Origin of the sequence: Collimonas arenae (assembly GCF_000786695.1) — a bacterium.
Taxonomy (GTDB): Bacteria; Pseudomonadota; Gammaproteobacteria; order Burkholderiales; family Burkholderiaceae_D; genus Collimonas; species Collimonas arenae_A.
Genome location: NZ_CP009962.1, coordinates 3074388 through 3095244, shown reverse-complemented (window position 1 = coordinate 3095244; position 20857 = coordinate 3074388). Strand labels below are relative to the sequence as shown.

19 protein-coding genes are annotated in these 20857 nt (G+C 55.5%); 17 read left to right on the top strand and 2 right to left on the bottom strand.

Annotated elements, in window-relative coordinates; genetic code table 11:
* The first annotated feature begins 24 nt into the window (after positions 1-24).
* From leuC to LT85_RS13580, 16 genes are all read left to right on the top strand, one after another.
* Positions 25-1425, top strand: a complete 1401-nt coding sequence (gene leuC, locus LT85_RS13650) for a 3-isopropylmalate dehydratase large subunit (RefSeq protein WP_038489617.1) — start codon at positions 25-27, stop codon at positions 1423-1425.
* 34 nt (positions 1426-1459) lie between these two features.
* Entirely contained in the window at positions 1460-1585 is a 126-nt protein-coding gene (locus LT85_RS25435; RefSeq protein WP_367379769.1) for an entericidin A/B family lipoprotein, read from the top strand.
* A 52-nt stretch (positions 1586-1637) separates the two neighbouring features.
* On the top strand, positions 1638-2285 hold the full coding sequence (leuD, locus tag LT85_RS13645; protein WP_038489614.1) for a 3-isopropylmalate dehydratase small subunit: 648 nt from the start codon (positions 1638-1640) through the stop codon (positions 2283-2285).
* Positions 2286-2341: 56 nt separating this feature from the next.
* Entirely contained in the window at positions 2342-3412 is a 1071-nt protein-coding gene (gene leuB / locus LT85_RS13640; protein WP_038489611.1) for a 3-isopropylmalate dehydrogenase, read from the top strand.
* 80 nt (positions 3413-3492) lie between these two features.
* Positions 3493-4626: an aspartate-semialdehyde dehydrogenase gene (gene asd, locus LT85_RS13635; RefSeq protein WP_038489609.1), complete on the top strand. Its 1134-nt coding sequence runs from the start codon at positions 3493-3495 to the stop codon at positions 4624-4626.
* Positions 4627-4891: 265 nt separating this feature from the next.
* A complete protein-coding gene (locus LT85_RS13630) occupies positions 4892-7876 on the top strand; it encodes a FimV/HubP family polar landmark protein (RefSeq protein WP_038489606.1) in 2985 nt (994 codons plus the stop codon).
* Positions 7877-8025: 149 nt separating this feature from the next.
* The gene (gene truA / locus LT85_RS13625) at positions 8026-8835 is read left to right on the top strand and encodes a tRNA pseudouridine(38-40) synthase TruA (RefSeq protein ID WP_038489604.1); all 810 of its coding nucleotides are present in this window, start codon (positions 8026-8028) and stop codon (positions 8833-8835) included.
* A gap of 82 nt (positions 8836-8917) precedes the next feature.
* Positions 8918-9592 carry a phosphoribosylanthranilate isomerase gene (locus tag LT85_RS13620; RefSeq protein ID WP_038489602.1) on the top strand — a complete coding sequence of 225 codons (675 nt, stop codon included), beginning with the start codon at positions 8918-8920 and terminating at the stop codon, positions 9590-9592.
* A gap of 61 nt (positions 9593-9653) precedes the next feature.
* Complete coding sequence (gene trpB / locus LT85_RS13615) at positions 9654-10919, top strand: tryptophan synthase subunit beta (RefSeq protein ID WP_038489599.1); 1266 nt, start codon at positions 9654-9656, stop codon at positions 10917-10919.
* A 100-nt stretch (positions 10920-11019) separates the two neighbouring features.
* A complete protein-coding gene (gene trpA, locus LT85_RS13610) occupies positions 11020-11817 on the top strand; it encodes a tryptophan synthase subunit alpha (RefSeq protein WP_038489595.1) in 798 nt (265 codons plus the stop codon).
* A 115-nt stretch (positions 11818-11932) separates the two neighbouring features.
* Positions 11933-12805 carry an acetyl-CoA carboxylase, carboxyltransferase subunit beta gene (accD, locus tag LT85_RS13605; protein ID WP_038489592.1) on the top strand — a complete coding sequence of 291 codons (873 nt, stop codon included), beginning with the start codon at positions 11933-11935 and terminating at the stop codon, positions 12803-12805.
* A gap of 67 nt (positions 12806-12872) precedes the next feature.
* Positions 12873-14183 carry a bifunctional tetrahydrofolate synthase/dihydrofolate synthase gene (folC, locus tag LT85_RS13600; protein ID WP_038489589.1) on the top strand — a complete coding sequence of 437 codons (1311 nt, stop codon included), beginning with the start codon at positions 12873-12875 and terminating at the stop codon, positions 14181-14183.
* Between the two features lie 55 nt (positions 14184-14238).
* Entirely contained in the window at positions 14239-15231 is a 993-nt protein-coding gene (locus LT85_RS13595; RefSeq protein ID WP_038489587.1) for an SPOR domain-containing protein, read from the top strand.
* A 67-nt stretch (positions 15232-15298) separates the two neighbouring features.
* On the top strand, positions 15299-15787 hold the full coding sequence (locus tag LT85_RS13590) for a CvpA family protein (protein WP_038489584.1): 489 nt from the start codon (positions 15299-15301) through the stop codon (positions 15785-15787).
* A gap of 81 nt (positions 15788-15868) precedes the next feature.
* On the top strand, positions 15869-17386 hold the full coding sequence (gene purF, locus LT85_RS13585; protein WP_038489581.1) for an amidophosphoribosyltransferase: 1518 nt from the start codon (positions 15869-15871) through the stop codon (positions 17384-17386).
* Positions 17387-17527: 141 nt separating this feature from the next.
* On the top strand, positions 17528-18763 hold the full coding sequence (locus LT85_RS13580) for a cystathionine gamma-synthase family protein (protein ID WP_038496173.1): 1236 nt from the start codon (positions 17528-17530) through the stop codon (positions 18761-18763).
* A 65-nt stretch (positions 18764-18828) separates the two neighbouring features.
* Here LT85_RS13580 and LT85_RS13575 read toward each other — a convergent pair whose 3' ends face one another.
* Both LT85_RS13575 and LT85_RS13570 read right to left on the bottom strand, forming a co-directional pair.
* Positions 18829-19410, bottom strand: coding sequence for a TIGR00730 family Rossman fold protein (locus tag LT85_RS13575; RefSeq protein ID WP_038496171.1), 582 nt, complete (start codon positions 19408-19410; stop codon positions 18829-18831).
* A 35-nt stretch (positions 19411-19445) separates the two neighbouring features.
* Complete coding sequence (locus LT85_RS13570) at positions 19446-20111, bottom strand: TetR/AcrR family transcriptional regulator (protein ID WP_038489578.1); 666 nt, start codon at positions 20109-20111, stop codon at positions 19446-19448.
* A 274-nt stretch (positions 20112-20385) separates the two neighbouring features.
* Between LT85_RS13570 and LT85_RS26040 the strand changes: the two genes are divergently transcribed.
* Positions 20386-20577 carry a DUF1289 domain-containing protein gene (locus LT85_RS26040; protein ID WP_038496169.1) on the top strand — a complete coding sequence of 64 codons (192 nt, stop codon included), beginning with the start codon at positions 20386-20388 and terminating at the stop codon, positions 20575-20577.
* Positions 20578-20857 lie beyond the last annotated feature (280 nt).

Genomic DNA, 20857 nt, shown 5'->3' with positions numbered 1-20857 from the left:
AGCCGCCCTGGGTCACGCTCAATCATGCTTAAAACGCTCTACGACAAACTCTGGGAATCCCACGTTGTCCATACCGAACAGGATGGCACGGCGATTTTGTATATCGATCGACATCTTTTGCATGAGGTCACCAGCCCTCAGGCATTCGAAGGACTGAAACTGGCCGGACGCAAGCCATGGCGGTTGCCGGCCAACCTGATGGTGGCTGATCACAACGTACCGACTACCGGTCGCGTCGATGGCATTGCCGATCCGATATCGCGCTTGCAGGTCGAAACGCTGGACGCCAACGCCAAAACCTATGGCCTGACCTATTTCGGCATGAACGACCATCGCCAAGGCATCGTCCATGTGATCGGGCCGGAGCAGGGCGCCACTCTGCCGGGCATGACTGTAGTCTGCGGCGATTCCCATACTTCCACCCATGGCGCTTTCGGCTGTCTGGCGCACGGTATCGGCACATCGGAAGTCGAACATGTGCTGGCTACGCAAACTTTGCTGACAAAGAAGTCCAAATCGATGTTGGTGCAAGTCGATGGCGCGATTCCTGACGGCGTCACGGCAAAAGACATTGTGCTGGCCGTGATCGGTCGTATCGGCACCGCCGGGGGCACCGGCTATGCGATTGAATTTGCCGGCACGGCGATCCGCGCGTTGTCGATGGAAGGCCGCATGACAGTCTGCAACATGGCGATTGAAGCCGGCGCTCGCGCCGGCATGATTGCGGTCGACGACACCACGGTCAACTATGTCAAGGGCCGGCCGTTCTCGCCGGTCGGACCACACTGGGACCGCGCCTTGACTTACTGGCGTACCTTGCATTCCGATCCCGGCGCCAAGTTCGACATGGTGGTGACCCTGAGCGCCGCTGATATCAAGCCGCAAGTGACTTGGGGCACGTCGCCTGAAATGGTGGTCGCGGTGGATGGCCGCATTCCGGATCCCGACAAGGAAAAAGATCCGACCAAGCGCGACGGCATGGAAAAGGCACTGGCATATATGGCGTTGAAACCGAATACCGCCATTGAAGATATTCGCATCGACAAAGTATTCATCGGTTCCTGCACCAACTCGCGGATTGAGGATTTGCGGGCCGCAGCTGCGGTGGTGCGTGGCAAATTCCGTGCTTCCAATGTCAAGCTGGCGATGGTAGTGCCGGGTTCCGGTCTGGTCAAAGAACAGGCTGAGCGTGAAGGCCTGGACAAGATTTTCAAGGATGCAGGATTCGAATGGCGCGAGCCTGGCTGTTCGATGTGCCTGGCGATGAACGCCGACCGGTTGGAGCCGGGCGAGCGCTGCGCCTCCACGTCAAACCGTAATTTCGAAGGCCGGCAAGGTGCGGGCGGACGCACCCATCTGGTCAGCCCGGCGATGGCGGCAGCGGCGGGCATCGCTGGCCATTTCGTCGACGTTCGTGCGTTATAAAGTGCGCTATAAATAAAGACAGAAGGATAAAAGAATGATGAAGAAATTAGTCACCCTGTGTGTGTTGATGACTAGTGTTTATGTGCTGAGTGCCTGCAATACTTTCCACGGCTTTGGCAAGGATGTGGAACACGTCGGCGAAAAGATTCAAGGCAAGTAATTGCCGCATTTGACGGTGCTCCCGGGCGCCGCACCATTATTGGAATGAATGTATGAATAAATTTACTGTGCTGGACGGCTTGGTGGCGCCGCTGGATCGCGCTAACGTCGATACCGATGCCATTATCCCCAAGCAGTTCCTGAAGTCGATCCAGCGTACAGGTTTCGGTCCCAATCTGTTCGACGAATGGCGCTATCTGGATCACGGCGAGCCGGGCATGGACAATTCGCGGCGTCCGCTGAACTCGGATTTCGTTCTGAACCAGCAGCGTTATCAAGGTGCTTCAATCCTGCTGACCCGCAAGAATTTCGGTTGCGGTTCGTCGCGGGAGCACGCACCCTGGGCACTGGATCAGTATGGCTTCCGGGCTGTTATCGCCCCAAGTTTCGCCGATATCTTTTTCAATAACTGCTTCAAGAACGGTTTGCTGCCGATCGTGCTGCCAGAGGCGCAGATCGACCGCTTGTTTGACGAAGTCAAGGCTTTCCCAGGTTATAAGCTCATTATCGACCTGGAAAAGCAACTGGTCAGCACCGCTAACGGCAATGTGGCTTTCCCGTTTGAAGTCGGCGAATTCCGTAAATACTGTCTGCTGAACGGGCTTGACGATATCGGCCTCACTTTGCGGCAGTCGGACAAGATTCGCGACTTCGAAGAGCGCCATCTGTTTGCCCAGCCTTGGTTGAGCAATACCATTTAGTAGGCTGAAGCTTGGCCAACATGCGATATTTTTGAATCATTCAAATCCAGGAAAAAATGAAAATAGCAATTTTGCCAGGTGATGGCATCGGTCCGGAAATCGTTGAGCAAGCGGTCAATGTATTGAACGTGCTTGGCGAACAGTTTGAAATGGAAACCGCAGCGGTTGGCGGCGCGGGCTATGCTGCACATGGTCATCCGTTGCCTGATGGCACCCTGAAGCTGGCAAAGGAAGCCGACGCTATTTTGTTCGGCGCAGTTGGCGATTGGCAATACGATACGCTGGAGCGTTCGCTCCGTCCTGAGCAGGCGATCCTGGGCTTGCGCAAGAATCTCGGTCTGTTCGCGAATCTGCGTCCGGCGATCCTGTATCCGGAACTGGCCGGTGCTTCGACGCTGAAGCCGGAAGTGGTTTCCGGTCTTGATATCCTGCTAGTCCGCGAACTCACCGGCGACGTTTATTTCGGCCAGCCGCGAGGCGTCCGCACGGCACCGGACGGCGCTTTCAAGGGGGAGCGCGAAGGTTTCGACACTATGCGCTACGCCGAATCCGAAATTCGCCGTGTCGCACATGTGGCGTTCCAGGCTGCGCAAAAGCGCGACAAGCGTCTGACCAGCGTCGACAAGGCCAATGTGCTGGAGACTTTCCAGTTCTGGAGAGACATCGTCACCGATGTTCACAAGGAATATCCTGACGTTGCGCTGGACCACATGTATATCGATAACGCCGCGATGCAGCTGGTGCGCGCGCCGAAGAAATTCGACGTTGTTGTTACCGGCAACATGTTTGGCGACATCTTGTCGGATCAGGCTGCGATGCTGACCGGCTCGATCGGCATGCTGCCGTCGGCTTCGCTGGATGCCAACAACAAAGGTCTGTACGAACCGTCGCACGGTTCTGCGCCGGATATCGCAGGCAAGGGCATCGCCAATCCGCTGGCGACCATTTTGTCGGCCGCCATGATGTTGCGCTTCTCGCTGAACAAGGCGGAGCAGGCCGACCGCGTCGAAAATGCGGTCAAGAAAGTATTGGCGCAAGGTTTGCGCACTGCGGATATTTATGAGGCAGGTACGACCAAGGTCAGCACTAAGGAAATGGGCGCGGCGGTAGTCAAGGCTCTAGGGTAAAGAATTTGGCAGGTGAATTTGCCGATATGTGAAGTGCGTGTGGAGTGCGGGAATTTTCCCGTTTATTGTGGGGAATAATAATGAAACTGGTTGGTTTAGTCGGTTGGCGTGGCATGGTGGGTTCGGTCTTGTTGCAGCGTATGCAGGAAGAGGGCGATTTCGTCCATATCGAACCGGTATTTTTCTCAACTTCAAATGCCGGTGGTAAAGCCCCGGCACTGGCAAAAAACGAAACAACGTTAAAAGACGCCAGCGATATTGAAGCTTTGAAAAAATGCGACATCATTATTACCTGCCAAGGCGGCGACTACACCAGCGAGATTTTCCCGCAGCTGCGCGCAGCCGGCTGGAATGGTTACTGGATTGACGCGGCATCGACCCTGCGCATGAAGGATGACGCCATCATTGTGCTGGACCCAGTCAACCTGGATGTCATCAAGGATGGCCTCAAGCGCGGCGTCAAGAACTACATCGGTGGCAATTGCACCGTATCGTGCATGATGATGGGTCTCGGCGGCTTGTTCCAGCACGACCTGATCGAATGGATGACTTCCATGACTTACCAGGCGGCTTCCGGCGGCGGTGCGCAACACATGCGCGAGCTGTTGACGCAGTTCGGCTCGATCAACGCTGAAGTCAAGGCGCTGTTGGATGATCCGAAATCAGCGATTCTGGAAATCGACCGCAAGGTGTTGGGCAAGCAGCGTTCGATGGCTGCGGACGAAATCAAGCAATTCGGCGTCCCGCTGGGCGGTAACCTGATTCCGTGGATCGACAAGGATTTGGGCGACGGCATGTCGAAGGAAGAATGGAAGGCCGGCGCGGAAACCAACAAGATCCTCGGCCGTGGCGATGGTTTCAGCAATGGCGGCAAGGTAATCCCGGTGGATGGCCTGTGTATTCGTATCGGCGCGATGCGCTGCCACTCGCAAGCATTGACCATCAAGCTGAAAAAAGATGTGCCGCTGGATGAAATCAATGACATCATCGCCAGCAATAACCAGTGGGTGAAGGTGGTGCCTAATGACAAAGAGTCATCAATGCACGATCTGACGCCTGCGGCCGTAACCGGTAGCCTGACAATTCCTGTCGGTCGTCTGCGTAAATTGCAGATGGGTGGCGATTATTTGTCAGCATTTACCGTTGGCGACCAGCTATTGTGGGGCGCTGCGGAACCGTTGCGCCGCATGTTGCGGATCGTTCTGGATAACTGATAGCCTGACTTGTTGCGGCAGTTGTGATATTGTTGCCGACTTGCAATAAAGCCCGCTAATTATTTTCCTAAAGAAAGTCTTAGCGGGCTTGATGTATCTAGCGGTATTTATTGGTTGCATATACTGGTATTTATTGCTAATTGATCATGTTTATCGCGAATTCTTAAGCTTGCATGTCAATCTGCATATTGATTTTTAAAAAAACTGGGTACAGTATTTGCTTTCAGCAAGATTTGTTTCCTTATACGCCAACGGATAGTCCTTCATGCCACACAACATGCACCTGAATTCATCGAATAAATTTATTTCCACCGGTTTAAAGACCCTCACCGCGGCTGTGGTTTCTACCTTGCTGATGGTGTCGAATGTCGAGGCAGCCGGACTGGGTAAATTAACCGTGCTGTCCTCGCTGGGGCAACCGTTACGTGCAGAAATTGAACTTACTTCGGTGAGTTCGGACGAAGCGGGCGGACTGGTCGCCAAACTGGCTAGCCCGGAGACTTATCAAAAAGCGAATATCGATTTCAATCCGGCTTTGTTGTCCTTGCAATTTGCAATTGACCAGCGCGGCGATCGCCGTTTTGTACGGGTGACGTCGACCCAGCCGATCAATGAGCCGTTTGTCGACATGCTGATGGAACTCGGCGGCACCAAATCGCACCTGGTGCGTGAATACACCTTGTTGCTGGATCCAGCCGGCCAGCGCCAAGCACAGCCGGCCCAGATGGCGGCGCCTGCGCCGGCACGTGGCGCTGCCGCCGCACCTGTCGCCCGTTTGGCGCCAAGCCAGGGCCAGACTGCGCAGTCGCAGTCGTCGGTAACACCCGGTTCGACGATTTCAGACGCCACGCGCGCCGCAGCAGCCAGGGCAGTTGCCAGTGGCTCGAACGGCGCACCGGCCGGCAAGTCCAGCAGCACAAGTAATTCCGGCAACACTGGCAAGGCCGCGCCAGCTGCTCCGGCAACGGCGTCTTCTGGTGGCGATTATCATGTCAAGAAGGGCGACACGCTGGCCCGTATCGCCAGCGAAAACCTGCCTGCAGGCATTTCGCTGGACCAGATGCTGGTGGCGCTGTACCGCAGCAACGAAGGTGCGTTCGTTGGTAAGAACATGAATCGCTTGCGTTCCGGTCAGATCCTGTCAATTCCAGATGCCGCCAGTGCGGGCAGCGTCAGCAAATCGGAAGCCAAGAGCGTTGTGCTGGCTCAGTCGAGCGATTTCAAGAGCTATCGCAATAAGCTGGCGGGGCTGGTTGAGTCCGCTGCACCGGCTGTAGCTGCTGAATCCCGCCAAAGCAGCGGCGGCAAGATTACTGCCAAGGTGGAAGAGCAAGCCACGCCCGCCAGCGAATCCAAAGACAAGCTGAAGTTGTCACGCGGCGCTGCTGCGGCCGGTGCTGCCGATGCCAAGGCAGCGGCTACCGCGGCAACTGAAGAAAAGATCGCGCGTGAAAAAGCTGCGGCTGAAGCAGAAGCACGCGTCAAGGAATTGGAAAAAAATGTCAGCGATCTGCAAAAGACGCTGGAACTGAAGAACAAGAATCTGGCTGATCTGCAGAACCAGGCCGCCAATGTGAAGCCTGCTGCGCCAGCCGCCGCTACGCCAGCGGTCCCGGCTACCCAGGTCCCAGCCCCGGCAGCAGCTCCAGCCGCAACTGCGCCAGTGGTAACCCCTGCCAAGGTTGAGGCGGCAGATGCTACAGCAGCTGGCGGTGCAGCTATCGTAGCCACCGGCGCCGCCGCGGCTCCGGCAGCTTCAGCGGCAGCGACTGATGCTGTCGCCGCTGCGCCTGCGACGCCAATAGCCGACGCATCCAAGCCTGTGGTTAAACCGAAAGTGGCTGCGCCTCCGCCGCCAGAGCCAGGCCTTTTGGCGAGCCTGACCGAGAATCCGTTGTTGTTGCCGGTTGGCGGCATTCTGGTGGCTTTGCTGGCTGGTCTCGGATTGTTCCGCTATCGCCGCAACCGCGCGCGCCAGCAAGCTTTCCTGGATAGCAGCGGTGCGCCGATGACAAATTCGGGACTGAAGGGCAATTCGCTGTTTGGTTCGACAGGCGGCCAGAGCGTTGACACCAAGAACAGCATTTTTAATTCGAATTTCGTGCCATCGGTCAGTCATCTCGATACCAATGTCGATCCGGTCGCCGAGGCGGACGTGTACATCGCCTACGGAAGGGATGCGCAGGCCGAAGAGATCCTGAAGGAAGCCTTGCGCAACCAGCCTAGCCGCAATGCGATTCGCGTCAAGCTGCTGGAGATCTATGCCAATCGCAAGGATCCACGCTCGTTTGAGATCCTGGCAAGCGAGTTGTACAGCCTGACTCGCGGCGAAGGTGAAGACTGGCAGCAAGCGGCAGCGCTTGGCTTGGGCGTCGACCCTGCCAATCCGCTATACGGTGGCGGCAAGCTGCAGGATCAAGTGATCGCCAAGGCAGACGCGATCACAGCGCCTACCCAGCCTATGGATGCTTTGGACTTCAATTCGCTGACGGCGCCGACCCAGCCGCAAGTTGCGCCGATTCCTGAACTGGTGCATACCGCACCGACAGAATTGCTGGCGCCGCTGACTGACAATGAGCTGGGCAAACACGGCAATGCCGCCGCCAATGCGCAGATCGCGGATATGGATTTTGATCTGGAAGAACTTGGTACGGCGTCTGCCAACCAGAACACGGTATTGTTGTCGCCAGTCCACGAAGCCGGCAAGTCGATGCTTGATTCGCTCGATTTCGAACTGGATCATAAAGCCGCCGCTCCAGCAGCAGCTGCAACGGCAGCGCCAAAGGCGGCAGAGAAGGTTGCGCCAGCAGTGACTGCATTTGGTTCGCTGGATTTCCCGGCCGGCGGTCAGCCGTCGAACTACGAGCCGGCCCATGCACATATCGACCTGCCTTTTGAAACTAAGGCAGAGGTCAAGGCACCTGCGGCACCTTCGTATGCGCAGCATGTTGAACCAATGGTGGCGCCGCTGGAATTCAATCTGTCCGGGATGAACCTGGATCTGGACAGCGCAGTCCAGGCACACGCTCCTGCAGCAGCTAATGTAGCCGCTAATGTACCTGTCCACGCAGCGCCTGAGCCGGCGGCGTCGGCAAGTGCGAATCCTGAAATGGCGACCAAGCTTGACCTGGCTGTCGCTTACAAGGAAATTGGCGACAAGGAAGGTGCACGCGAGTTACTGGAGGAAGTATTGAAGGGCGGTAGTGCAGAACAGGTAGATGCAGCCAAGTTGTTGATTGCAAAGTTGTAATCACTGCTTGTAATCATTGACTCGCTTCCTGACGAACGAAGCGAGTCACTGATAAAATCACCTTAGCATTTTGCCAAAGGACGGGCGCAGCGTTATGCTAGCGCCCGTTTGTCTTTGTAACGGAAATAACAGGAATAACGGGAGTTGGATTGAAACGTATCGTTCTCGGCGTGCAGTACGACGGCACACCTTGGCAAGGATGGCAGACCCAGCCCAGCGGCAAGACAGTGCAGGACCGGCTGGAAGCTGCTTTGCAAAAATTCACCATGGGGGCAGTTGCCACCACTTGCGCCGGGCGCACCGACTCCGGCGTGCATGCGCTAGAGCAAGTCGTGCATTTTGATACAGACTTGTCTCGCGAGATATTTTCCTGGGTGCGCGGCCTGAATGCCTTCTTGCCGCCATCCATCGCCGTGCGCTGGGCGCATGAGCTGCCTGTGTCAGGTGAAGGCGGAGAGCAGGATAATTTTCACGCACGCTTCAGCGCTACGACAAGAACCTATCATTATCTGTTATATAACAATCCAGTCCGTTCGCCGCTGCTGCAAGGAAAGGCAGGGTGGGTATTTCGTCCGCTTGATGTCGAACTGATGCAGCATGCTGCGGCGCATTTGATTGGTACGCACGATTTTTCGGCGTTCCGCGCCATCGAATGCCAGGCTAAATCGCCGGTGCGCACTATGGATCAGATCAGTATAGAGCGGCGTGGCGACCTGATCGTATTTACTTTGCGCGCGAATGCTTTCCTGCATCACATGGTGCGCAATATTGTCGGCTCCTTGATCTATGCCGGTAACGGCAGCAAAGCACCGGAATGGATTGCCGAGCTGCTGTTGCAGCGTGACCGGAGCCGTGCGGCGCCGACCTTCATGCCAGATGGTTTATATCTGGCGCAAGTGGCTTACGACCGGAAGTGGCAACTGCCACAGCAGCCGACGGGATTGTTTCCTTGGCTGTAAATGCGGGAAATGGCTGTCAATTTGGTATGCCGCCAAAATGATACATTGCGCTTATTAATATTTATTCGATTAGACCAGCCACATGAGCCATCGCACCAGAATCAAAATCTGCGGTCTGACGCGTGAACAGGACGTGCAGGCAGCTATTGCCGCAGGCGCAGATGCACTGGGTTTCGTTTTCTACCCCAAAAGTCCACGCTATGTCACGCCAAGGCAAGCGGCCAACCTGATCGCTACTGTGCCGCCGTTTATAACCACAGTAGGGTTGTTCGTCAACGCCGAGCCGGCACAACTGCAAGACATCGTGGCCGAGGCTCCAGTATCCTTGCTGCAATTCCATGGCGATGAGACTGTGCAGCACAGCGCGGCGCTGGCGGAATCTGTCCACCGTCCATTTATTCGCGCCATGCGCATCGGAACTGCAACCTTGGCTGCAGATTTGTTAGAATATGCGCAGGCCTACCATGGTGGCAGCCGTTTATATGCAGGGTTGCTGCTGGACGCCTTGGTAGAAGCTTATGGTGGTAGTGGAAAGGTATTTGATTGGTCTCTCATCCCAAAAGAACTCGCGCCTCAGGTCGTTTTAAGTGGTGGCTTGAGCGTGCACAATGCGACTGACGCGGTAAAGCGCGTACGTCCCTTTGCGGTCGACGTCAGCAGTGGCGTCGAGCAAGACAAGGGCATTAAGGACGCCGCCAAGATTCGCGCATTCATTGCCGCGATACGGCAGGCGGATGCCGATTTGAGCGAGATATAGCAATTGGCTGCATCTCCCGGACGGCGACCCCAGCACAGTAGACACACTAGAGAGATACACCATGAAAGAACTCACCCCACTCGAGCAGTACGCCGAGCGCCAGCCGCTCGCCGCTAGCAACTTGCGCCAGAGCGCACAATACAATTTACCCGACGCCAAGGGCCATTTTGGCATGTATGGTGGCAGTTTTGTTTCGGAAACCCTGACCCTGGCGCTGAGCGAGTTGCAGCAGGCTTACGCCAAATACCAGAACGAACCCCAGTTTCTCGCGGAATTCCATAACGAACTCAAGCATTTTGTCGGGCGTCCCAGTCCGATTTATCACGCCAAGCGCTGGTCCGAGCAGATGGGCGGCGCGCAGATCTATTTCAAGCGTGAAGACTTGAACCACACCGGCGCTCACAAGATCAATAATGTCATCGGCCAGGCCTTGCTGGCCAAGCGCATGGGTAAACCGCGCGTCATCGCTGAAACCGGCGCTGGCCAGCATGGCGTCGCCACCGCCACCATTTGCGCCCGTTTCGGCCTTGAATGTGTGGTCTATATGGGTAGCGAGGACGTCAAGCGGCAGATGCAGAACGTTTACCGCATGAACCTGCTGGGCGCCAAGGTGGTACCGGTCGAATCCGGTTCCAAGACCTTGAAAGACGCGCTCAATGAAGCCATGCGCGACTGGGTTACCAATGTTGAAGATACGTTCTACATCATCGGTACGGTGGCTGGCCCGCATCCGTACCCGATGATGGTGCGCGATTTCCAATCTGTGATCGGCAACGAATGCCTGACGCAAATGCCAGAAATGACCGGACGCCAACCAGACTACGTGGTTGCCTGCATTGGCGGCGGCTCCAATGCGATGGGAATTTTCTATCCTTACATCGATCATCACGATGTTGCGCTGATCGGTGTTGAAGCGGCTGGCGAAGGGCTCGCTAGCGGTAAGCATTCCGCCTCGCTGACCTTGGGTTCGCCAGGTGTACTGCATGGCAATCGCACCTATCTGCTGCAGGATGAAAACGGCCAGATCATCGAAACCCACTCGGTATCCGCCGGCCTGGATTATCCGGGAGTAGGCCCCGAGCACGCGTGGCTTAAGGATTCCGGTCGCGCTACCTACGAAACAGTGACCGACGATGAGGCGCTGGCGGCCTTCCATACCTGTTGCCGCATCGAAGGGATTATCCCTGCGCTGGAATCCAGTCATGCCCTGGCTTATGCAGCCCGGCTGGCGGCGACCTTGCCCAAGGATAAGATCATCCTGGCCAATTTGTCCGGCCGCGGCGACAAGGACATGCATACCGTTGCCGAGCGTTTGAAGCTGGCCTAGTCCAAGACCAGGTTCGCTGGTCCGTAGCGCAGCGTCAAACCTGCTACAGATCAGCAAAAATTACGCAACCACCACAAAGCTACCCATTTCGATAGATCCTATGTCCCGAATCCAGACTACCTTGGCCGCACTTGCCGCCAGTAATAAAAAAGGCCTGATCCCATTCATTACCGCAGGCGATCCCGCGCCGGAGCTGACCGTGCCGCTGATGCATGCGCTGGTCCGCGGCGGCGCCGATATCCTGGAACTGGGGGTGCCGTTTTCTGATCCAATGGCCGAAGGACCGGTGATCCAGCGCGCTTGCGAACGTGCGCTAAAGTTCGGCGTCAGCTTGCACGACGTATTGGGTTATGTCCGCGAGTTCCGTCAAACCAATGCGACGACGCCGGTGGTGCTGATGGGTTACGCCAATCCGCTGGAACGCATGGGCGTCGATGCATTTATTTCTGCTGCGAAAGATGCTGGCGTCGACGGTAGCATTGTGGTCGACTATCCACCCGAAGAATGCGAAGAATTTGCCAAAAAAATGCAGGCTAACGGCATGGATCCGATTTTCCTGCTGGCGCCGACATCGACTGAGCAGCGGATCGAGCAAGTGGCCAAGGTCGGCAGCGGTTTCACGTATTATGTGTCGTTGAAAGGTGTGACCGGTGCGGCGAATATCGATACCACTGAGGTTGCAGCCCGTGTAGCGGCGATCCGAAAGCATGTTAAATTGCCAATTGGCGTCGGTTTCGGCATCCGGGATGCGGCGACTGCGAAGGCGGTAGCGCAAGTGTCGGACGCGATTGTCATCGGTAGCCGGATTATCCAGGAATTGGAAAATACGCCGCCGGAACAGTCTGTAGCGGCAGTGGAAAGCTTCCTGTCCGGGATTAGAAAAGCGCTGGATGAATGATTTTCGAAGTCGTTTGATGTCTTAATGGCATGTAATCTATCTTTGATTAGCTATTTCGCTGATGCAGGGATAAAGGTAAAATTCGGCAAGAAAAAAATCTGAAGGAGGTCGCTCTATGAGTTGGCTAGAAAAATTACTACCCCCACGTATTCAGCGCAGTGACTCGGCAACCCGCAAGTCCATCCCTGAAGGCCTGTGGGTAAAGTGCCCGTCATGCGAAGCAGTGCTGTATCGCACCGATCTGGAGTCAAACATTCATGTTTGCCCGAAGTGCAATCACCACATGCGGATCCGCGCCCGGGAACGCCTGGATGCGCTGCTGGATGCAGGCGGCCGTTATGAGATCGGCCAGGAAACATTGCCGATCGACACGCTCAAATTCAAAGACAGTAAAAAATACCCTGATCGCCTCAAGGCAGCGATGGACGCCACCGGCGAAACTGACGCGCTGATTGTGCTGGGCGGTTCGATCATGACCTTGCCGGTAGTCGTGGCGGCGTTTGAGTTCGAATTCATGGGTGGTTCGATGGGTTCGGTAGTCGGCGAACGTTTTGTGCGCGGTGCGCAGGTCGCGCTGGAGCAAAAAGTGCCATTTATCTGCATTACCGCTACAGGCGGTGCGCGGATGCAAGAAGGCCTGCTGTCCCTGATGCAAATGGCCAAGACGACTTCGATGCTCACCAAGTTGTCGGAAAAGAAATTGCCGTTCATCAGCGTCTTGACCGATCCGACCATGGGTGGCGTTTCTGCTTCCTTCGCCTTCATGGGCGATGTTGTGATCGCCGAGCCGAAAGCGTTGATCGGTTTTGCCGGTCCGCGCGTGATTGAAAACACCGTCCGTGAGAAGCTGCCTGAAGGCTTCCAGCGTGCTGAATTCCTGGTTACTAAGGGCGCCGTCGACATGATCGTCGATCGTCGCAAGATGCGTGAAGAAATTGCGCGGTTGTTAGCGTTGTTGCAAGATCAGCCAGCCGAATCCATCGCGTAATGTGAATTCCGGTCTAGGGCCTGAACTGTCGCCGGTTCAGGCCTTTTGTTTTTAGTTGGATGTAAAAATGTCAAATATTTCCGCCAAGCCTGTGACGCTTTCCGATTGGCTCGCGCTGCTTGAGTCGCGTCATTTCAAAACTATCGACATGGGCCTGGACCGTGTGGTGCAGGTAAAGGAGCGGCTACAACTGCAATTTACCTGCCCCGTCATTATGGTGGCCGGCACCAACGGCAAGGGATCGACTTGCGCCATGCTGGAGTCGATTCTGTTGCGCGCCGGCTACAAGGTAGGTCTGTACATCAAGCCGCATTTCCTTGATTTCAACGAGCGCGCCCGGATTGGCGGTGAATCTGCTTCGGACGCCGCCCTGATCGCCAGTTTTGAAGCGGTTGAAGCGCAGCGCGGCGATATTTCCCTGACTTATTTTGAATTCACCACCCTGGCCATCATGCATTTGCTGGCCGAGGCCAAGCTCGACGTGGTGATCCTGGAGGTCGGTCTCGGCGGGCGGCTGGATGCCGTCAACATTGTCGATGCCGATGTCTCCATCGTCACCAGCGTCGACATCGACCACATTGAATACCTGGGCAACACCCGCGAGAAAATCGGTTTTGAAAAGGCTGGCATTTTCCGTCCCGGCAAGGCTGCTATTTGCAGCGATCCGGTACCGCCACAATCCTTGATCGACCATGCCAACGCGATTGGCGCCGACCTCTGGCTGCTGGGTCGCGATTTCAATTACACCGGCGACAAGCAGCAATGGAACTACGGCGGCCGTGGCCAGCGCCGTAATGCGCTTGGCTATCCGAGCTTGCGTGGCGCCAACCAGTTGCTGAATGCCTCGGCGGCGTTGGCGGCGCTGGAAGCGCTGAAACAAGAATTGCCGGTCAGCGCACAGGAGGTGCGCAGCGGTTTTGTCATGATGGACCTGCCGGGCCGTTTCCAGGTGTTGCCAGGCCAGCCGCTGGTGATCCTGGATGTGGCGCACAATCCGCACGCGGCTGCGACGCTGGCGCAGAATCTCGACAACATGGGTTTTCATCCGTACACCTATGCAGTGTTTGGCGCCATGTTGGATAAAGACATTGAAGGTATCGTCGCGCAGCTAAAAACCCGCATCGATCATTGGTGCCTGACCACTTTGCCGTTGCCGCGCTCGGCTACCGGCGAGCAAATAAAAGAACGTTTGCTGGAGGCTGGTGTCCATCCAGAGGATGGGGCAGATGCGCAATCCAGCATCGCCTGTTTCGATTCTCCTGCTGAAGCCTATGCAAATGCCTTAGGCAGGGCTGGCGAGAATGATAGAATTGTGGTTTTCGGGTCGTTCCTGACTGTTGCCGGCGTAATGGCGGCCAGAAAGTCTGGATTTCACTGACGATTGACCGACAGGCGGCATTTCCGCTTATTCACTTGCTAGCTAAATATATCGCATGGGTTTGTTCTCTTTTCTTCGCAAAAACAAGCAGCAAACCGACCCTGACCAGGGTGTTTATCGTTCCAAGGCCGATACCGGAATCGGACCTGACGCCGAACAGGCAGAGTTGCCTTTACGGGCTCGCAAAGCCAGGGCAAGCAAAGCGGCCAATCAACAGAACGAAGCAGTAGATCCGGTTTTGCCGGAAAAGAAACGCGCTCGCCGCCGTCTGGTGGGGGCGGTAGCCTTGGTGCTGGCGGTCGTGATCGTATTGCCGATGATCCTGGATTCCGAGCCGAAACCATTGGCGGAAGATATTGCCATCCAAATCCCGTCACGCGATAAGCCTGAGGCCAGCGCGGCAGCCTCGGTCAATAGCGGTGGCCTGGATCAGCAAGAGGAAATAGTCGATCCTGCGAGTAGCGCACCCGCCACTCAGGCTCCAGTCAAGCCATCGACAACCGCCAGTAGCGCACCAGCCGCAAGCAAACCTGCTGCAGCTGAAAAACCTCCTGCTGCCATAACGCCGATAATGCCAAGCGTTGCGACGCCACCTCCAGTTGCTGCAGTGACGCCGGTTGCACCTTCGTCAGCCGCGCCTACACCGGTCACACCTAAACCGGAAACCAAGCCGAAGCCGGAAGTCAAACCTAAGGCTGAATCAAAACCTAAGCCGGAACCAGCTCCCGCCGCCGACAAGAGCGACGACTCGGCGCGTGCGCTGGCGATTCTGGATGGCCACAGTGATACTGCCCCAGCTCCGGCGGCTGAAAAGAAGCCGGGCAAGTTCGTGCTGCAGGTAGCTGCGCTGGCATCGCAGGATAAGGTTGATGAATTGCAAGGCAAACTGAAAGAAGCCGGCATTCGCTCCTATACGCAAAAAGTACCGACCTCGGCGGGTGAGCGTATCCGCATTCGCGTCGGCCCGTTCAGCAGCAAGGAAGATGCCGAAAAAACGCGTGCCAAGCTGGCTAAGTTAGGTCTTAACGGCAGTTTGATCCCAGGTTAAGTAGACACGGCTTGATTTTCGCCCCATGTGCGCCATATAGATTACTGATCAGAAACCCACAAGCCGCGTGACAATTTTCGATTATCTGGTGCTGTTTGTGCTGATTTGCTCAGTCGTGATCGGCACTTTGCGTGGTCTGGTGAGGGAAATCCTGTCATTGGCGAGCTGGGTAATTGCCTTGGTGATCGCCAACATGTATGGCGAAAATCTGGCAAAATTGCTGCCCGATGCAATTCCGGGAAATGTAACGCGTTTAATCGTGGCTTTCCTGGCGCTGTTTATTGGCGTAAGGTTATTAATGATGTTGTTGAGCATGGCGCTCAATGCCGTGATCAAGGCCAGCGGCCTGGGGCTTGTGGATCATGGGCTTGGTGTTTTTTTCGGCTTGGCGCGCGGCCTGCTGTTTGTGCTGGCGGCGGTTCTGGTGTGTGGTGCTACGGCAATTCCGCAACAGCCTTTCTGGCGAGATGCGATGCTGAGCCCTTTGGCGGAAAGCGCCGCGCGAACCGTTATCCCCTATTTGCCGGGGGAATTCGCGAGTCATCTGAAGTTTTGAATTTGCTGTAATGGACTTGCGCTCATGTTTGCGCGAGCGCCATCGAGCTGTACCGGATTGTTTATTGTTTAGGAGTCCACCATGTGTGGCATAGTCGGCATCGCTTCCCAGAACCCCGCCAATCAACTCATTTATGATGCCTTGTTGCTTTTGCAACATCGTGGTCAGGATGCAGCGGGGATCGCAACCAATCACGGCAACGGATTTTTCATGCACAAGGCCAACGGCCTGGTGCGCGATGTCTTCCGTACCCGCAACATGCGTTCCTTGCCGGGCAATTTCGGCATCGGCCAGGTGCGTTATCCAACCGCCGGCACCGCCAGCGCGGAAGAGGCGCAACCGTTCTACGTCAATGCCCCGTTCGGCATCATCCTGGCGCACAACGGCAATCTGACCAACGCCGAGCAGCTGAAGATCGAGATGTTCAAGAACGATCGCCGGCATATCAATACCGATTCCGATACCGAAGTCCTGCTGAACGTCCTGGCCCATGAAATCCAGCAAGCCACGATCGGCTATTCGCTCGATCCGAGCGTGCTGTTCAAGGCGGTCGCCAACGTCCACCGGCGGGTGCGCGGTTCTTACGCCGTGGTGGCGCAGATTGCCGGCCATGGTTTGCTGGCTTTCCGCGATCCGTACGGCATCCGGCCGCTGTGTATCGGCTTGAACGAGACCGACAAGGGTACTGAATACGTCATCGCCAGCGAGTCGGTAGCGCTCGAAGGCCTGGGTTTCCGTTTCCTGCGCGATGTGATGCCTGGCGAAGCGATTTTCATCGATATCGATGGCCAGATGTACAACCAGCAGTGCGCTGAAAATCCTACCCTGAATCCTTGCGCGTTTGAGTTTGTTTACCTGGCTCGTCCGGATTCGATCATCGATGGCGCTTCGGTTTACGCCACTCGCCTGAAAATGGGCGAATACCTGGCCGACAAGATCAAGCGCGAATTTTCCAGCGGCGACATCGACGTGGTCATGCCAATTCCCGATTCGTCGCGTCCAGCCGCCATCCAGTTGGCGCTCAAGCTGAATATCGAATACCGCGAAGGCTTCATCAAGAACCGTTACATCGGTCGCACCTTCCTGATGCCAGGGCAGGCGATCCGCAAGAAATCGGTACGCCAGAAACTGAATGCGATCGGTTCCGAGTTCAAGGGCAAGACCGTGTTGCTGGTCGATGATTCGATCGTGCGTGGCACCACCAGCCGCGAGATCGTGCAAATGGCGCGTGATTCCGGCGCCAAGCGTGTGATATTCGCCTCGGCGGCGCCGCCGGTCAAGTTCCCGAACGTCTACGGCATCGACATGCCGACCCGCGGCGAACTGATCGCCTACGGCCGCAGCGACGAAGAAGTCTGCCGTGAAATCACTGCCGATGCGCTGGTGTACCAGGATATCGACGCCCTCAAGCGTTCGATTTCCGATGTCAATCCAATGCTGACGAATTTCGAGGCATCCTGCTTTGACGGCAACTACATCACCGGCGACATTTCGCGCGACTATCTCGATCGTATCGAATTCGCCCGCAACAACCCGAAGCCTGAAAGCGAAGATGCAGTGCGTTCGCAGTTGAACTTGAGTCTGGCCCAGGTAGACTGATTTTTTGAACGTATGCGGATTCAGCGTAAAAACCTGATCCGCGAAAAGCACGGAAAAACCGAATGAGGCAATTCATTAACGGATATTTCCGTGCTTTTTGCATTTTTCGTGGATAAAAAAGCCTTCAAGCAAAGCGCAAACATGACACAAAAATACGGCTTCACCACCACCATCCTGCATAGCGATCGTCAGAAAACCATCGAGCACGGCGCACCGCACAAGCCTGTCCACACCTCGGTAACCTGGGGTTACAGCGATGCGCGCCAGCTGGCAGAAGTATTCCAGGGCAAACAGTCCGGCTATCGCTATGGCCGCCAAGGCAATCCGACCGTGGCCGCCTTGGAAGATAAAGTCACCAAGATGGAAGGCGGTCTCGCGTCTATCTGTTTCGCCTCCGGCATGGCAGCTATCGGCGCGTTGATCCAAGCTTTGCTGCGCGAAGGCGATCATGTGGTGTCGTCCGTATTTTTGTTTGGTAACACTGCCAGCATGTGGCAGACATTTGGCGGGCAGGGCGGCAAGGTCAGTATGGTTGACGCCACTGACGTAGCCAACGTCGAAGCGGCGCTGACGCCCGCAACGCGTATGGTGTTCGTTGAAACCATCGCCAATCCGCGCACCCAGGTTGCAGACCTCAAGCGTATCGGCGAGCTGTGCCGCGCGCGCGGGATTCTGTTTGTGGTGGATAACACCATGACCTCGCCCTATCTGTTCCAGCCAAAAACAGTCGGTGCCGGCCTGGTGGTCAACTCCCTGACCAAGTCGATTGGCGGCCATGGCAATGCGCTGGGGGGCGCCTTGACCGATACCGGTTTGTTTGACTGGAGCAGTTTTCCCAATATCTACGACGCCTATAAGCGTAATCCGCCGGTACAGTGGGCACTGGCGCAGATTCGCGCCAAGAGCTTGCGTGATTTCGGTGCGTCGCTGGGGCCGGAGGCGGCGCATCATATTGCTGTCGGGGCCGAGACCATCGCCTTACGTATGGAACGTAGCAGTGCCAGTGCGCTGGCGGTGGCGCGCATGCTGGAAGCCGATCCACGGGTCGCCGCGGTGCATTATCCGGGCCTCGAATCGCATCCGCAATATGTTTTGGCTGGCGAGTTGTTCCGTAGCAGTAGCTATTTGTTCAGCTTTGAATTGAAGCCGGAAATCGATTGCTTCGATTATCTGAACCGGCTGAAGCTGGCGATATCCGGCACCCATCTGGGCGACAACCGTACCCTGGTGATTGCCGTTGCACATACCATTTTCTATGAGATAGGTGCAGAACGACGTGCCGCCATGGGCATTGGCGAATCGCTGATCCGAGTATCAATCGGGATTGAAGATACAACTGATCTGGTGGAAGATTTCAGGCAAGCGCTACAGGCCTGAATCGGCAGAGGGTAAGAGTAGAAATGACGCGGGGCGGATACATGGTATTCGCCCCGTTTGCATTTTCAGATGGTGGTACGATCCAGCCATTTGGGTACATGCAGTGGCGCAAACGACTTGAAGCGTTGCAGCAGGTCTGTCGGCTGTGCTTCCGCCATCATCAATTCCGCTTGCTCACCCTTGAGGAAGCGCTGCGTCACCATATGCTGGATAAATTGCAGCAAGCCGTCATAAAAACCGTCCACGTTCAATAAGCCAATCGGCTTCTGGTGAAAACCTAGCTGAGCCCAGGTAACCACCTCAAACAATTCTTCCAGCGTACCTACGCCGCCAGGCATGGCGATAAAGCCATCCGACAACTCTGCCATCATCGCCTTGCGTTCATGCATGTCCTTGACGATATGCAGCTGCGTCAGGCCGTTGTGGCCAAGTTCTTTTTTCAACAACGCTTCTGGAATCACACCGGTAGCCTGGCCGCCCAGGCGTATTACCTCATCGGCAATAATACCCATCAGGCCGACATTGCCGCCACCGTACACCAGCGCAATATTATCTTCCACCATAGCTTGCGCCAGGCCGCGCGCCGCTTGCGCATAGACTGGCGTGGCGCCGGGAGAGGAGCCGCAATAAATGCAGAGAGATTTTATAGATGTCATCGAATCAGGTTTTGCAAAGCCGGCAATCAGACGTTACTTTGCAAGTATTTGGTTTTCAATTGTTCGAAATGCGTCAGCGTTTCGCCACGCAGATAAGGCTGCATCAGCGCCAGGACCTGATAGCAACCGCTCGCCAGAGCATGGTCTACTACCGGCTGTTCCGTATATTGGCGCGGATTCAGAACATATTGGTAAGAGAGCCAGTAACTGGCGACCACCACCATGTTCGACGACAGGGCGTCGATCTCGGCCGGGCTGGCGTCGAGCGCATGGTCTTCATGCAATCCCTGGCACAATTCCCTGACCACAGCGATCTTGTGACCGAAAATTTCCTTGAAATGCAACTCCAGGGTGCGATTGCGCGACAGCAGGTCGTTAAGGTCGCGATAAAAAAAGCGGTAGCGCCAGATTAGCTGGAACATATGATGCAAATAATGCCAGACGTCGTGCATCGTCGGGCGTTGTCCTTGCGTCATGGCCAGCATGCGACTGATTTCTTCTTCAAACGTCACGAAAATCGAATTGACGATATCGTCCTTGTTGCGGAAGTGGTAATACAGGTTCCCCGGCGAGATTTTCATCTCGTCGGCGATGATGGTGGTGGTGATGTTGGGTTCGCCGAACTCGTTGAAGAGTCGCAGCGACAGATCCATAATTTTTTCGCGGGTGCGACGTGGCGCCTTTTGCTCCATGACTTGTTTTCTTTCTGCTATTCGGTCCGCAATGCTGTTTCTACCAGATTGGTAAATTGGCTCAGCAAAGATTGTATATTGCTTCGCGCCTGTCGTCGTAGCTGCATTGCTGAAATGATAGTAATACCATTTATTTTATTCGGTGAAAACCGCTTGTTTTCCGTCCCATGGATTACCGAAATAGAATCAGCCGCATGGCTGCTGTTATAAAATGAAGAGCCGGGTAGTACTTGAAAGCGAGTACCCCATGCATTATTTTCAAAAAAAGGCCAGCATGTCAGATTCTCCCCCGCAACGTCCCGATACGCCTTGTGTAGCGGTCTGTTCCACCACCTTCGACGATATCTGCCGTGGTTGCGGACGCACCGTGAACGAAGTAGCCCACTGGGTTTTCATGACGGAAGAAGAGAAAACTAAAATCTGGGAGCGGATTACCGCCGAAGGTTATCCACGCCGGCAAGGGTGAGCCAACTGCCTGTCTGAATAGTGTTGTGCGAGCGCAAGCCATTTTTTCAAATTCCCCCTTTGAAACTTTTCTTGCGGTAGTGCTACTTCGCCAAAATGTCCGCTTTGACCATCTCCGATACCGTCGATAAATAGAGTGTTGTTTTTGATCGTCAAATTAATGCTTATTTATCTCCAATGATCTGTTTTGCATGTTTTTTTGGGTATTGTGGTGCGCGAACATACTGTAACTTACTGTATATTTCGGCGTAAAAACGCGCCGGATCACGGACAATTGCAAA